This window comes from Bacillus sp. TE8-1, assembly GCF_008368855.1.
In the GTDB taxonomy this organism is placed as follows: Bacteria; Bacillota; Bacilli; order Bacillales; family Bacillaceae_G; genus Bacillus_A; species Bacillus_A cereus.
Map to the genome: position 1 here is coordinate 69,148 of NZ_QPET01000024.1, position 13,316 is coordinate 82,463.

Below are 13,316 nucleotides of genomic sequence, written 5' to 3' on the forward strand. Positions count from 1 at the left end.
CTAGTTTTCTACTTTTTGAGGAACATAAACATTACTACCAGGTTTCGCTTTCATTTCGTTCCAAGCAGCAATCGCATCAGCTTTTGCTTTCCCTTTATTATTTGGATCTTCGAAAAAGTCACGAGTAAAGCGATTGTATTCAAATTGTGCACCGATAGTTGTTTTGTATGCAGGGTCTTTTTTTCGTTTGTTTTCTTCATGCCAAAAAGCTACCGCGTCTTCATATGTTTTTCCAACATTGTCTTTAAAAAACTTTTGAAGAGCTACTGTAAAGCGGAAGTTTGCTCCAATTTTTTCTTTGAAAAAAGCACGAACCTCTTCGCTACAGCGGTGATTGTTAGTAATAATCGTTTGAAGAGAAAGGTCTTTATAGGATAGGGAAGCTTTACTCACCTTTTGAACAGAGCTGTTTTTTAATATTTTACCAGTAGTTAAATAATGTGAGATACGCTCGGTTATTTCGATCTTAGAGCCACTAGCTGGCAACCCATTCTCACGACAAAATGTTTGGAGTTCTGCTTTTAACCAATAATAGTTTTGGAAATCTTCAATTGATATAGACTTTGTTAAAGGTGGACGCATGAATGTAACAACTACTTTCTTCCATAATTTTCTTTAATTATAAAACGTATGTTCTTTTTATGGAAGGGTTAATTTGTAAATATAATGGGAAGAGGAGATTACATATGGAAAATGTAATGCAAGTTCGTGTTACGGGAATTTTAATTGAAGGTGAAAAATTATTGCTAGTAAAGCAAAAAGTTGCTAATAGGAATTGGTCTTTACCTGGAGGAAGAGTGGAGAATGGCGAAACGTTAGAGGAAGCAATGATTCGAGAAATGAGAGAAGAGACAGGGTTAGAAGTTAACATTCAGAAGCTACTCTATGTTTGTGATAAACCAGATGCTCGCCCGTCTTTATTACATATAACGTTTTTGCTTAAAAGGATTGAAGGTGAAATTATGCTACCTTCTAACGAGTTTGATCATAATCCAATTCATGATGTGCAAATGGTGCCGATTAAAGATTTAAGTCATTATGGTTTTTCGGAAACTTTTATCAATCTTATAAGTGAAGGTTTTGTAAATGCAGGGAGTTATCAAGGTTTGAAACAAAATATAGGTCTGTAAATATAGGGGAAGGATAGCCTTTCGCTATCCTTCATAACATGTTTTAAACTGCTGACTGTAAAGAAGAAACAAGCTGATTTAAAAATTCATCTCCACTCATAATTGCTTTCCCGCCACCGCGGGCACTCTTTTTATTTCCGCCACCTTTTCCTTCGATTGTAGGAAGAGCATCTTTTAAAAGAGCATTCATATCGAGCGATACTGATTTTCCGCAAGCGAGAATACATTGTAGTTTGTCATCATTTTCGATGACGAAATACGTAATTGCATGCTCTTGTTGTTCTGTAATAATAGCGGAAAGCTTTGCGATTTCTTGCATAGAACGATTTGTAAATACTTTAGAAATAAGTATGCCGGCATGTATTTCCGTAGGGTGTTGAAGTAGTTCATTTGCCTCTGCAAATAATAATTTTTCATTCATTGTTTGTATTGCTTTTTCGTTTTCTTTTTGAGAAGTAAGCAGTTGCGCCACTTTTGCTGGAATATCAGTTTCGCTACTGTTTAATTGTTTAGAAACATTTTTCATAATTTGTTGCTGTTGTCCCATTAATTTAAGTGTACGCCAACCAGCGATAAACGTTAAGCGTATACCACCTTTATTGCGCTCCCATCCTAGTACTTGAATAGGACCAACTTCACCAGTTCGTTTCGGATGCGTTCCACCACAGCCGTTGTAGTCAAAGTTTTCGATCATAACAACGCGTATATTTTCTGTCATAGTCGGTTCTTTACGAAGGGGCAACCTTTTCGCTTCTTCTAAGTTCATCCACTGGATGCGGATTGGATGGTTTTCAAAAACAATTTTGTTTGCAATTTGTATTGCTTTTTCAACCGTTTCTGCATGAAGATTTTCTGTTTCTAAATCAATTGTTACTGTTTCTTTACCAAGATGGAATCCAATTGTAGGCATGTTAAAATGGTCCCAAAAAGCAGCAGATAAAATGTGCTGAGCTGCATGTTGTTGCATATGATCAAAACGGCGATCCCAATTGATTTTACCTTCTACGTCTTCTGTATGTAATTGTTCTGCAATGTAGTGACGAATTTCTCCGTTTATCTCTTCTACATTGATTACATTGATATCATTTAATGTACCAGTATCATATGGTTGTCCGCCACCTGTCGGATAAAATGCTGTTTCATTCAAAACAACGTATAAGTTACCGTCTTTATCATAATCTTGCTTTATAATTTTAGTAGTAAAGTCTTGCTTATAAGCGTCAGTGTAATATAATTTGTGCTCCAATTTTCTTTCTCCTCCCGCATTAACTAGTTTCATTGTAAAGCAATTGAAATTAGTTTCCTAATATTTCAGAAGAAAGAAACTATTTTTAGAATTTTCTTGCTATAATAAGAAAAAGAAAATGCGGGGGTGGAATGAATATGTTATATGAAAACGGCGTAGATAAACTGCTTAGTTTAAGCAGAAATATTTCTGAATTATATCGAGAATTAAATGAAATGACCCGGATTTTAACGGATTGTAATCGAGAAAGTGTGAAGTTTGATCGGTTATATGTAAAAGAGTTACTTTGGAAGAAAGAAGATGTAATAGAGAAATATGACCAGCTACTTGTACAACTTTGTATTAACGAATGCTTTGATCTAAAAAGTGTCATTACAGGGGAATATAAGTATACATATGAAGAAGTAGAAAACATAGTTTTACAATTTAATGAAAAGTATAATGTCGCAATCTTAATTAAAGATGTGTGTAAAGAATTACAGTTCACATATGGAATTGATATGGACATAACGAGAACAACTCGGGTATCAACAGCTCAAGTATAGAAAAAGGAAAAGAAAGCAGATCCTTTGCTTTCTTTTTTTTGTGAAAATAGAGAGAGTAGGTTTAACGATGAAGGGGAAGCTACAGCATATTCATCCGCTTGGAATGAGTATTATTTTAGGGACATTGTTTGCTAGGTTTGCAACTTCAATGAGTATCCCTTTTTTAGCGATTTATTTAACGACTGTTAAAGGTGTATCAGCTGGAATGACTGGTGCTATTATCGGAACGAGTGCACTTGTTGGTGTTTTTGCTAGTTTTATCGGAGGGAATTTATCAGATCGATTTGGCCGGAAAACAATTATGCTCTGGTCCATGATCGTTTGGATTTTTGTGTTTATAGGTTTTTCACTTGCGGATCATGTTTTAAGTTTCTTTTTATTAAACGCTTTAAATGGATTATGTAGGTCGTTTTTTGAGCCAACATCAAGAGCATTATTATCAGATTTAACAAAGCCTGAGTATCGGTTACTCGTCTATAACTTACGATACGGTGCAATAAATGTTGGAGTTGCTATTGGACCAATTGTTGGATTACAGATTGGAAGTGCAAAATCAACAATTCCTTTTTTAGTAGCAGCTGGGGTATATATTCTATATACAGCTATATTAGCGTTCCAATTTAAGAAGTATCCAATGGAAAAAAAGAAAGTGAGTACAGAAAAACCTGTTACAATGTTAAATGCAATGCGTATATTGCGAAAAGATATAGTATTTTTAGTTGCTTTAGTCGGTATTATTTTGAGTAATTGCGGTTTTTCACATTTAACGACGACAGTATCTCAATATTTTGCAAATGCACATATATTTGAGGATGGGGTGAAGCTATTCTCATATATGCTCGCTTTAAATGCAATTGTTGTAGTGATTATCCAATACCCTGTTATTCAAATGTGCAAAAAGTATACACCGTTAACATCAATTATGGTTGGGACTTTATTTGTGAGCGGGGGATTATTTGGCTTTGGAATAGTAGAATCTATGCTAGGTGCTGCCGTTTGTACAATTATTTTTACAATTGGAGAAGTCTTAATGTTTTCGATGACGGATGTATTTATTGATGATATTGCTGTTGCGCATCTAAAAGGAACATACTTCGGTGCGATGGGTTTTTCGGGAATTGGAGCAGTAATAGGTCCGTGGTTTGGAGGAGTACTTCTCGATTACTACGGGTACCAAAATGGGTTTGCAGTATTTTCAGCACTAGCTATATTTTCAACTGTGGCATTTCCTGTGCTTTTAGTTACAAAAGGTTTATCGAAAAAAAGATATGATAGAAATTCTAATATAGAAATGCATGCGAAATAACATAAGCCCCAGTAACCAACTGGGGCTTAGTGTGTATTATATTAACTCTTAATTTGAAAAAAGAACTTTCATTTCATGCTTATCAGCAACTTCATTTTTGGAAATATGAATGGCTAAATATCCATTTTCTAAGCAGGCTAGCATCTTCTTATAAATAATATTATCGGGTAAAGGAATGATCCGCTGTAAAGAAATATTATTATGAAGTATGCAAATGGTTAGGCCTGTCTTCATCTTTTTAATGACTACATTTTGTTCAGTTACATTTGGTACATCTGTTTCCAAAATGTATTCTTGTTCCGTTTCGCAAAGGTCAATATGAATTTGATTTGGGAAACTAAAGTTACTACAAGAGTCAGAACAAAATTGATCCATCCATTCTTCGAAACCATCAACATGAAAAAGACAATCCTTCTTTTTCTTGCCCATGTAAGACACCCTCCGTAAAATCTCAATTCATACTATGTTATGCATGAATGAATTAGGGGTGAAGAATAAATGGAAAAATATAAACATTGTATGTGGAAAAGATAGCTAGTGTGCACTTTTTGTTTTACATATCATGATGCGCATGATGTTTTTGGCGTGAATGGTTACGGTTTTTTACTTTATGAGATCCGCTTAATGGTTCAGGTTGTCCTTTTTTTTCTTTCGCTTCACGATTGTTTTTTCCCATTGTATGTGACACCTCCTCTTCCTCTTTAGAATGAGAGAAGTTTGCAAATTTATACGAGAATGTTTTTAGAAAAAAAGGTAAAGATAATTGGGACTAACTATTACAGAAAGGGGATTATATAATGCCATATCATAAAGATAAACAACAAGCGTTTCAAGCAGCGCAGCAAGGCGTTACACAAGCAGAAAATGCATTTAACAACATTGTGAAAAATGATCCAAACTACGGTCATGATTTAAAAGAATTACGCCAAGAGGTTCAGGAAGCATATGAACAAATTCAAAATGCACTAGAGGTAGCTTCAGAAACACAACGTCCACAACTTGAGCAATATGAAAATAATCTCCAAAATATAATGCGAAATGTAGATCAATTAGAAAAGTAAATGAGGTTGTTGTTTATTCGACAACCTTGCTGCTTTAGTAAACGTTATGCTAAAACAGAAAATTTTTCTATTAGTTTTTTCTTTGCTATGTGCAGTACATATATTTCAAGTGGAAAAAGTGGAAGCGAAAATGTTGCTCAGAAAAGAGTTAGAACCAACTGGTTATGTAACATGGGAAGTACCTAATAATGAAAAAATTATTGCAATTACATTTGATGATGGACCAGATCCAACGTATACACCACAAGTTTTAGATTTATTACGTCAATATAAGGCTGAAGCGACATTTTTTATGATTGGATTTCGAGTTCAGCGCAATCCATATTTAGTGAAACAAGTGTTAAAAGAGGGACATGAAATTGGAAATCATACGATGAATCATTTGTATGCGAGTAATTCATCAGATGAAAAATTAGAAAATGATATTTTAGATGGAAAGAAATTTTTTGAAAAATGGGTGAAAGAACCTTTGTTATTCCGTCCTCCTGGCGGATATATTAACGACGCTGTATTTAAAACAGCGAAAGAAGCTGGTTATCAAACTGTTCTATGGTCGTGGCATCAAGATCCACGTGATTGGGCAAATCCAGGGGTTGAATCCATTGTAAATCATGTAGTGAAAAATGCTAAAAGTGGCGATATTGTATTGTTACATGATGGAGGAAATGATCGTAGTCAAACGGTAGCGGCACTAGCAAAAATTTTACCTGAACTGAAAAAGCAGGGCTATCGATTTGTAACGGTTTCGGAATTACTACGTTATAAACATTAGAAAAAATCCCAAAAGGAAAATAGACCTTTTGGGATTTTTTCTTTACTGGTTCTTTTTACGTTTCTTATTATTTTGTCGCTCTGCTGGAGTTAAAGGCTCGTTTGCAAATTCTTCATTGTAACCAGTTCCTTGTCCTTGTGCAGATGCAGCATTCATTCCTGAAATAGTATGATTTGCTTTTCTTTTACCCATTTTATTTCACCTCTATAACATTTTTTGTATGTTGAATGATGAGCAGTTCATAGTATGTACGAACTGTAAGTAAACCGCGGATAGAGCACTTTACTTTATGATAATAGTATTCATAAGGAGCATGAAAGCTATTCAAATTTAGAAACATAAAGAAAACTTATGATAATCTATAAGTTTCTTATTATTTACTTATTTAGAAAGTTGTAATAAGATATTATCGTAAGGTATTGAAAAGTTTGTCTACATTTTATATTCAGACAACTTAGTCACGTTTAACAGGGGGGAAACATAATGGTCAAACATAATCCATTTCAATCACGTGCAACTTTTGAAGTAGATGGAAAAACGTATCATTATTATGATTTGAAAGCGCTTGAAAATGCAGGGGTTGGCAACGTATCTCAATTACCATATTCCGTGAAAGTTTTACTTGAATCAGTACTTCGTCAAGTAGACGGACGTGTAATCACAGAAGAGCATGTTACAAATTTAGCGAAATGGGGAACGAAAGATGTTCAAGATATCGATGTTCCATTTAAACCATCTCGTGTAATTTTACAAGATTTCACTGGTGTTCCAGCTGTTGTTGATTTGGCTTCGCTTCGTAAAGCAATGGCAGACATGGGCGGAGATCCTGACAAAATTAATCCTGAAATTACTGTAGACCTTGTAATTGACCACTCTGTACAGGTTGATAGAGCGGGTACGGCAGACGCGCTTGCATTCAACATGGACTTAGAGTTTAAACGTAATGAAGAACGTTATAAATTTTTAAGCTGGGCACAGAAATCATTTGATAACTACCGTGCGGTTCCACCAGCTACAGGTATTGTACACCAAGTAAACCTTGAATATTTAGCACCAGTTGTTCATGCTGTGAAAAATGCTGAAGGTGACTTAGTTGCATACCCAGATTCATTAGTTGGAACAGACTCACATACAACAATGATTAACGGTATCGGCGTTCTTGGATGGGGCGTTGGTGGTATTGAAGCAGAAGCAGGAATGCTTGGACAGCCTTCATACTTCCCAGTACCTGAAGTAATCGGTGTGAAATTAACTGGTACACTTCCAAGTGGTACTACAGCGACAGACGTTGCATTAAAAGTAACACAAGTATTACGTCAAAAAGGTGTAGTTGGTAAATTTGTTGAGTTCTTCGGTAATGGACTAAAGAGCATGCCTTTAGCTGACCGTGCAACAATTTCAAATATGGCACCAGAATACGGCGCAACTTGTGGATTCTTCCCAATCGATGATATTTCATTAGAATACTTACGTTTAACAGGTAGAGATGAAGAACAAATTCGCGTTGTTGAAGAATACTGTAAAGCGAACGGTTTATTCTATACAGCAGACAGTAAAGATCCAATCTATACTGATCTTGTTGAAATTGATTTAAATACAATTGAATCTAACCTTTCTGGACCGAAACGCCCACAAGATTTAATTCCACTTTCAGATATGAAAGATGCGTTCCATAAAGCTGTTGTAGCACCAGTTGGAACACAAGGACTTGGATTTAATGAGCAAGAGTTCGATAAAGAAGTGAAGGTTACATTAGAAGATAAAGAAGTAACGATGAAAACAGGTGCAATTGCAATCGCAGCAATTACAAGCTGTACAAATACATCAAACCCATACGTATTAATTGGAGCAGGTCTAGTTGCGAAGAAAGCAATTGAAAAAGGACTTGTAGTACCTGAGTATGTAAAAACATCATTAGCACCAGGATCTAAAGTTGTTACAGAGTACTTAGATAAGTCTGGTTTAACAACATATTTAGATCAATTAGGTTTCCAAACAGTTGGTTACGGCTGTACGACTTGTATCGGTAACTCTGGTCCATTAGCGCCAGAATTAGAAGAAGCAATCGCAGCAAACGACTTACTAGTAACATCTGTTTTATCTGGTAACCGTAACTTTGAAGGTCGTATTCATCCACTTGTAAAAGCAAACTACTTAGCATCACCACCACTTGTTGTGGCATATGCACTTGCAGGTACTGTTGATATTGACCTGAAAAATGATGAAATCGGTAAAGATGCAAATGGCAATGCTGTTTACTTCAACGATATTTGGCCATCAGCTAAAGAAATTGAAGATGTAGTTCAAAGCGTTGTTACATCTGAACTGTTCAAGAAAGAATATGCACAAGTATTTAACAGCAATGAGCGTTGGAATGAAATCCAAACTTCAAACGAAGCTTTATATACTTGGGATAATGATTCAACATACATTCAAAACCCACCATTCTTTGAAGGTTTATCTAAAGAACCAGGTGAAGTTGAAACGTTATCAGGCTTACGTGTAGTTGGTAAATTTGGTGACTCTGTAACGACAGACCACATTTCACCAGCAGGTTCAATCGGTAAGCACACACCAGCTGGACGCTACTTATTAGAAAACGGCGTACAACCAGTTGACTTTAACTCTTACGGTTCTCGTCGTGGTAACCATGAAGTTATGATGCGTGGTACATTCGCGAACATCCGTATTAAAAACCAAATTGCACCAGGAACAGAAGGCGGATATACAACATACTGGCCGACTGGTGAAGTAACATCAATCTATGATGCTGCTATGAAATATAAAGAAGATGGCACAGGTCTTCTAGTTGTTGCTGGTAAAGATTATGGTATGGGAAGTTCTCGTGACTGGGCTGCGAAAGGTACTAACTTATTAGGTATTAAAGCAGTAATCGCAGAAAGCTTCGAACGTATTCACCGCAGTAACTTAGTGTTAATGGGTGTATTACCACTTCAATTTAAAGATGGCGAAAGTGCTGAAACGTTAGGTCTTGTTGGTAACGAGTCATTTGAAATTCAAATCGACAAATCAGTTAGACCACGTGATCTTGTAAAAGTAGTTGCAACTGATTTAGATGGCAACGAAAAACCATTTGAAGTAGTAGCTCGTTTCGATAGTGAAGTTGAAATTGATTACTACCGTCACGGTGGTATTCTGCAAATGGTTCTTCGTGAGAAAATTGAAGAATCAAAAGTGTCGAACTAAATAATTGAAATGAACAATAAGGAAGCTAACAATAGTTAGCTTCCTTATTTTATGGAAAGGGATGAAACCATTTGGTTTCATCCCTTTCTTTTTACTATAAAAATGGAGGAAACGTCATGACAGAGTATAAAAGAATATTGTTGCCGTTACGACAAGAGAAAATATTAGTAATAGCAGCTGTATGTAGTGGGATAATTGCTGCCATTTTAAATTTATCACGCCCAATTTTCATGGGATTAATTGTAGACAATCTTATTCAAAGAGAGCTAAAAGGTGCGTATTTATATATAGCTTTGTTTGCGGGTAGTCGTTTTTTAATGTGGGCGAACAATCTTTTATTTGATTATATAAGTTCAAAAGCGAGTCAACGTATATTACAAACGAAACGTATAGAATTATTGCGTCACTATTTCTCATTACCGTTTGAAGAGAGTGAGAAGATTAAGCAAGGGGAGTTAGAAACTTTGGTCGTATCTGATATTCCGAACTGGGTCAGATTATATGGTTCTATATTAATAGAGTATATACACGCTATTGCCCAATTTATTGGAGCTTTCATAGCACTACAACATATAGATATACAGTTTATATTGTGGGTAACTCCGTTTTTATTTTTCAGTGCAATTGTTCCAATACTGATGGGAGAAAAGGTAAGGGATATTGCAAGCATTGCTCAAAAAAATCAATCGAGTGTTGTAGAGATGGTGTCACAGTTTGTAAAGGGTATACAAGATTTACGTAGTGTACAAAAAGAAAAATGGGCCATTCGCTTATTTAAAGGAGTAACGGCACAATCTTATAAATCGGAAGTAAAGAAGACGATGATGCAACATTGCATTGGAGTAGTTGGAACAGTGATTGAAACAGGAGCATATATCGTTGTTCTCATTGTAGGCGCACAAAAAATAATGAAAGGGGAAATGGAAGTTGGTTCACTTGTTGCAGTGTTAGCTACAATTGAAATGCTCTTTTTCTCAGTCCGTTACGTGGGCGATTTATTAATGATGACACAAGTTGCAGTCGCTTCGGCAAATAGAGTTTTTTCCTTTTTAGATAAAAGAGTGGCAGATAGTAATGTAGAAAGAGCGATGGGGATGATAATAACAAATGTTTCATTTCAGGAGAGTGAAGAAGAGAAATGTAGAATTAATAATATTGATTTGCAAATTAATCCTGGTGAATTCGTTATCATTGTCGGAGAAAGTGGTGCAGGAAAAACAACACTTTTAAAATTAATGACAGGTTTGTATAAACCATCTAACGGTAGTGTTGTTTATTATGGTCAAAAGGCTCGAATGACTACAGTGTGGCAAGAACCTCGTTTCTTTCGGACGACAGTAAAAGAGAATATGTATTTCGGGGAAGAGGGTTTAGAAAATCAGTTAGAAAAAAATAGTGAACTTATAAATGCAACGCCGATTATTAGAGGGTTACCTGAAGGGAGTCAAACTGTGCTACATAAAAGCGGTGAAGAGTTTTCAGGAGGCGAAAGAAAACGTCTTGCATTATTACGAGCAATTGGTTCAAATCCGAATCTTATTATTTTAGATGAACCGACTGCGGGGTTAGATCCGAGTAATCAAGAAACTGTTTGGAATATGATTGAAGGACTAGGAAGAGATGTAACGAGAATTGTGGCAACACATGATGTAGAGAAAGTGATACTAGCGGATCGTGTTGTCATAATGAGAGAAGGAAGTATTGTTGCATGTGGAAGTCCTGAAGAATTAATAAATAGTCATTCATTTTGAAAGAGATGTGAATAAAGATAAGAGCAGTGACCTTATCTTTATTCAACATCATTTATTTGATATTGGATAGATTCTGAATGATTTAGATCTACGTTAAAAGTAGCAGTCATAAGGAAAGTTGCAATTCCAAGGATTAAGAAAAGGACGAATGAGACTAGAGAGATGTAAAGACAAATACGCCCTATGTTCTTTTTTTCAAGATCGTTACTAAAGAGTGAAATGATCCATGTAATAATACCGATTGGGTATAAAAGAAAACTAAGAATATATAATGTTATTTTTTCGAATGAATTCATAAAAAATCCCCCTTTTGTTGAAGTTTATATAAGTACGAAAGTAAAAAGGTGAATGGGCCCATAAGAAGATAAACAACACTTCATCTGTTTTTCTAATTATATGATAAAAAGGAAAAAATTACACTTTAAATAAGAATATTCTAATTATTTCGACTCTGAATATTTCCAAGCTTGTCCGTATAAGCTAAAATAAGGTATATAGTATTTTGATGAATGTGTTAAAAGAAGATAATACGTTAGGGTGATATAAAATGTGGCGGAAGCTTACGATTATTGTAGTGTTACTTTGTTTAGCGGGATACGCAGCTTATGAACAGTTTGGTAATAAAGAGCAGGCGGTAAAAGTGAAGCAAGAAAAAAGTGAAGCTGCGATGAAAGAGATTATCGCAAGGAATGGTATTGAAATAGGGAAGAGTGCGCCAGACTTCGAATTAACGAAGTTAGATGGAACGAATGTAAAGCTATCAGATTTAAAAGGAAAGAAAGTGATTTTAAACTTTTGGGCAACGTGGTGTGGACCTTGCCAACAAGAAATGCCGGATATGGAGGCTTTCTATAAAGAACATAAAGAAAACGTAGAAATTTTAGCAATCAACTATACGCCTTCAGAAAAAGGTGGGGGGGAAGAAAAGGTAAGCAATTTTGCTAAAGAAAAAGGAATTACTTTTCCTATTTTATTGGACAAGAACATTGATGTGACAACAGCGTATAAAGTAATTACGATTCCAACTTCGTATTTTATAGATACAAAAGGTGTCATTCAAGATAAGTTTATTGGGCCGATGACGCAAAAAGAGATGGAGAAAAGGGTTGCTAAATTAAAATAATGGTGAAAAGGTAGAGGTGGAGAGTTCCCATTTCTGCCTTTTCTTTTTCAAGTAGTAATAACTTCATGATATGATGTAAGAAATATAATCGTTTAGAGATAAAGGAGTGTATGGAGTGGGGAATGTATCCTTACCGTTAGATTATGTTGTAATTGATTTTGAAACAACAGGATTTAACCCTTATAATGATAAAATTATTCAAGTTGCAGCGGTGAAATATCGTAATCATGAACTGGTAGATCAATTTGTTTCATACGTGAATCCAGAGCGGCCAATTCCGGACCGAATAACGAGTTTAACCGGTATTACCAATTATCGTGTTTCAGATGCACCGACGATTGAAGAGGTATTACCTTTATTTTTAGCATTTTTACATACAAATGTTATTGTGGCCCATAATGCTTCTTTTGATATGCGCTTTTTGAAAAGTAATGTAAATATGCTAGGGCTACCTGAACCTAAAAATAAAGTAATTGATACTGTATTTTTAGCGAAGAAATACATGAAGCAGGCGCCTAATCATAAACTTGAAACGTTAAAGCGAATGCTTGGAATTCGTTTAAGCTCTCATAATGCATTTGACGATTGCATTACGTGTGCTGCTGTTTATCAAAAGTGTGCAGCTATTGAAGAAGAAGGACAGAGAAAAGTAAATAAGGTCTCACTTGATGAAATCGTAGTATACGAAGCGGTGAAAGAAATGCTTGCACGTAATAAACGTAATGTAGAATGGCTACGTTGTATGAACGTAGGAAGTTATTTAGATATAAAAGCTTTTTATCCAGTTATGAGAGTAAAGGTAAAAGGGCGAAAGAAATATGTATTAACAGAGATATTAGAAGAAGATGTGAAAGAAATATGTACAAGTTTAAAATGTGAACCGGCGTTAAAAAGTGAAGTTGGTAATACGAGAATTATGCTTAATAGCTTAGAGGATGTTATGAAATTAGAAAGTTATATTTTAGAGCAGTATGATTTTGTATTACAGGCGCTTCATGATTATAAAGAAAATGAAATGAATGCAGATGAAAAGTTGAAAGAGTATTTAAATATTATGGTATAAAAAACTCCGTGTGCAATATATTGTACACGGAGTTTTTTTAGGAGTACTAAAACATAAAATTTTCTTGCAAATCTGATTAAAGAGTTTTTTGTTTGCTCATACTATGTAATAA

Annotated in this window: 15 protein-coding genes; 9 read left to right on the forward strand and 6 right to left on the reverse strand. The window is 35.1% G+C overall.

The window, feature by feature from the left end; translation table 11 throughout:
* The gene (locus DN404_RS22410; RefSeq protein WP_001247730.1) at positions 1 to 582 is read right to left on the reverse strand and encodes a DUF6434 domain-containing protein; all 582 of its coding nucleotides are present in this window, start codon (positions 580 to 582) and stop codon (positions 1 to 3) included.
* A gap of 104 nt (positions 583 to 686) precedes the next feature.
* Between DN404_RS22410 and DN404_RS22415 the strand changes: the two genes are divergently transcribed.
* Positions 687 to 1,130 carry an NUDIX hydrolase gene (locus DN404_RS22415; RefSeq protein ID WP_006927347.1) on the forward strand — a complete coding sequence of 148 codons (444 nt, stop codon included), beginning with the start codon at positions 687 to 689 and terminating at the stop codon, positions 1,128 to 1,130.
* A gap of 43 nt (positions 1,131 to 1,173) precedes the next feature.
* Here the strand turns inward: DN404_RS22415 and DN404_RS22420 are convergent, their stop codons facing one another.
* On the reverse strand, positions 1,174 to 2,376 hold the full coding sequence (locus DN404_RS22420) for an alanyl-tRNA editing protein (protein WP_006927344.1): 1,203 nt from the start codon (positions 2,374 to 2,376) through the stop codon (positions 1,174 to 1,176).
* Positions 2,377 to 2,513: 137 nt separating this feature from the next.
* Here DN404_RS22420 and DN404_RS22425 point away from each other — a divergent pair, with 137 nt between their 5' ends.
* Positions 2,514 to 2,921 (forward strand): hypothetical protein, encoded by a 408-nt coding sequence (locus tag DN404_RS22425; RefSeq protein WP_000965149.1) that lies wholly within the window; start codon positions 2,514 to 2,516, stop codon positions 2,919 to 2,921.
* Between the two features lie 67 nt (positions 2,922 to 2,988).
* Positions 2,989 to 4,227, forward strand: coding sequence for an MDR family MFS transporter (locus DN404_RS22430; protein ID WP_000676812.1), 1,239 nt, complete (start codon positions 2,989 to 2,991; stop codon positions 4,225 to 4,227).
* Positions 4,228 to 4,275: 48 nt separating this feature from the next.
* Here DN404_RS22430 and DN404_RS22435 read toward each other — a convergent pair whose 3' ends face one another.
* Together DN404_RS22435 and DN404_RS22440 are read right to left on the reverse strand one after the other, a co-directional pair.
* Positions 4,276 to 4,656: an Hsp20/alpha crystallin family protein gene (locus DN404_RS22435; protein ID WP_000516749.1), complete on the reverse strand. Its 381-nt coding sequence runs from the start codon at positions 4,654 to 4,656 to the stop codon at positions 4,276 to 4,278.
* 124 nt (positions 4,657 to 4,780) lie between these two features.
* Positions 4,781 to 4,903 carry a small acid-soluble spore protein P gene (locus tag DN404_RS22440; protein ID WP_000517649.1) on the reverse strand — a complete coding sequence of 41 codons (123 nt, stop codon included), beginning with the start codon at positions 4,901 to 4,903 and terminating at the stop codon, positions 4,781 to 4,783.
* 121 nt (positions 4,904 to 5,024) lie between these two features.
* On the opposite strand from DN404_RS22440, the gene DN404_RS22445 reads away from it, so the two are divergent.
* Both DN404_RS22445 and pdaB read left to right on the forward strand, forming a co-directional pair.
* A complete protein-coding gene (locus tag DN404_RS22445) occupies positions 5,025 to 5,288 on the forward strand; it encodes a hypothetical protein (protein WP_001146295.1) in 264 nt (87 codons plus the stop codon).
* Between the two features lie 46 nt (positions 5,289 to 5,334).
* Positions 5,335 to 6,060: a polysaccharide deacetylase family sporulation protein PdaB gene (gene pdaB, locus DN404_RS22450; RefSeq protein ID WP_061665781.1), complete on the forward strand. Its 726-nt coding sequence runs from the start codon at positions 5,335 to 5,337 to the stop codon at positions 6,058 to 6,060.
* 42 nt (positions 6,061 to 6,102) lie between these two features.
* Here the strand turns inward: pdaB and sspO are convergent, their stop codons facing one another.
* On the reverse strand, positions 6,103 to 6,252 hold the full coding sequence (gene sspO, locus DN404_RS22455) for an acid-soluble spore protein SspO (RefSeq protein ID WP_000518057.1): 150 nt from the start codon (positions 6,250 to 6,252) through the stop codon (positions 6,103 to 6,105).
* Between the two features lie 291 nt (positions 6,253 to 6,543).
* Between sspO and acnA the strand changes: the two genes are divergently transcribed.
* Positions 6,544 to 9,267 carry an aconitate hydratase AcnA gene (acnA, locus tag DN404_RS22460; RefSeq protein ID WP_149215484.1) on the forward strand — a complete coding sequence of 908 codons (2,724 nt, stop codon included), beginning with the start codon at positions 6,544 to 6,546 and terminating at the stop codon, positions 9,265 to 9,267.
* Between the two features lie 116 nt (positions 9,268 to 9,383).
* Complete coding sequence (locus DN404_RS22465) at positions 9,384 to 11,018, forward strand: ABC transporter ATP-binding protein (RefSeq protein WP_149215485.1); 1,635 nt, start codon at positions 9,384 to 9,386, stop codon at positions 11,016 to 11,018.
* 38 nt (positions 11,019 to 11,056) lie between these two features.
* On the opposite strand, the gene DN404_RS22470 is transcribed toward DN404_RS22465, so the two are convergent.
* A complete protein-coding gene (locus DN404_RS22470; protein WP_016123225.1) occupies positions 11,057 to 11,314 on the reverse strand; it encodes a hypothetical protein in 258 nt (85 codons plus the stop codon).
* A 251-nt stretch (positions 11,315 to 11,565) separates the two neighbouring features.
* Between DN404_RS22470 and DN404_RS22475 the strand changes: the two genes are divergently transcribed.
* Together DN404_RS22475 and DN404_RS22480 are read left to right on the forward strand one after the other, a co-directional pair.
* On the forward strand, positions 11,566 to 12,141 hold the full coding sequence (locus DN404_RS22475) for a redoxin domain-containing protein (protein WP_000269083.1): 576 nt from the start codon (positions 11,566 to 11,568) through the stop codon (positions 12,139 to 12,141).
* Positions 12,142 to 12,256: 115 nt separating this feature from the next.
* Positions 12,257 to 13,204 (forward strand): 3'-5' exonuclease, encoded by a 948-nt coding sequence (locus tag DN404_RS22480; RefSeq protein WP_025710109.1) that lies wholly within the window; start codon positions 12,257 to 12,259, stop codon positions 13,202 to 13,204.
* Positions 13,205 to 13,316 lie beyond the last annotated feature (112 nt).

What these genes read in the sequence shown, in the direction of transcription:
- DN404_RS22410 (WP_001247730.1), bottom strand. Translation starts at nt 582, where the DNA reads ATGCGTCCACCTTTAACAAAGTCTATATCAATTGAAGATTTCCAAAAC.
- DN404_RS22415 (WP_006927347.1), top strand. Translation starts at nt 687, where the DNA reads ATGGAAAATGTAATGCAAGTTCGTGTTACGGGAATTTTAATTGAAGGT.
- DN404_RS22425 (WP_000965149.1), top strand. Translation starts at nt 2,514, where the DNA reads ATGTTATATGAAAACGGCGTAGATAAACTGCTTAGTTTAAGCAGAAAT.
- DN404_RS22430 (WP_000676812.1), top strand. Translation starts at nt 2,989, where the DNA reads ATGAAGGGGAAGCTACAGCATATTCATCCGCTTGGAATGAGTATTATT.
- DN404_RS22435 (WP_000516749.1), bottom strand. Translation starts at nt 4,656, where the DNA reads ATGGGCAAGAAAAAGAAGGATTGTCTTTTTCATGTTGATGGTTTCGAA.
- DN404_RS22440 (WP_000517649.1), bottom strand. Translation starts at nt 4,903, where the DNA reads ATGGGAAAAAACAATCGTGAAGCGAAAGAAAAAAAAGGACAACCTGAA.
- DN404_RS22445 (WP_001146295.1), top strand. Translation starts at nt 5,025, where the DNA reads ATGCCATATCATAAAGATAAACAACAAGCGTTTCAAGCAGCGCAGCAA.
- pdaB (WP_061665781.1), top strand. Translation starts at nt 5,335, where the DNA reads ATGCTAAAACAGAAAATTTTTCTATTAGTTTTTTCTTTGCTATGTGCA.
- sspO (WP_000518057.1), bottom strand. Translation starts at nt 6,252, where the DNA reads ATGGGTAAAAGAAAAGCAAATCATACTATTTCAGGAATGAATGCTGCA.
- acnA (WP_149215484.1), top strand. Translation starts at nt 6,544, where the DNA reads ATGGTCAAACATAATCCATTTCAATCACGTGCAACTTTTGAAGTAGAT.
- DN404_RS22465 (WP_149215485.1), top strand. Translation starts at nt 9,384, where the DNA reads ATGACAGAGTATAAAAGAATATTGTTGCCGTTACGACAAGAGAAAATA.
- DN404_RS22470 (WP_016123225.1), bottom strand. Translation starts at nt 11,314, where the DNA reads ATGAATTCATTCGAAAAAATAACATTATATATTCTTAGTTTTCTTTTA.
- DN404_RS22475 (WP_000269083.1), top strand. Translation starts at nt 11,566, where the DNA reads ATGTGGCGGAAGCTTACGATTATTGTAGTGTTACTTTGTTTAGCGGGA.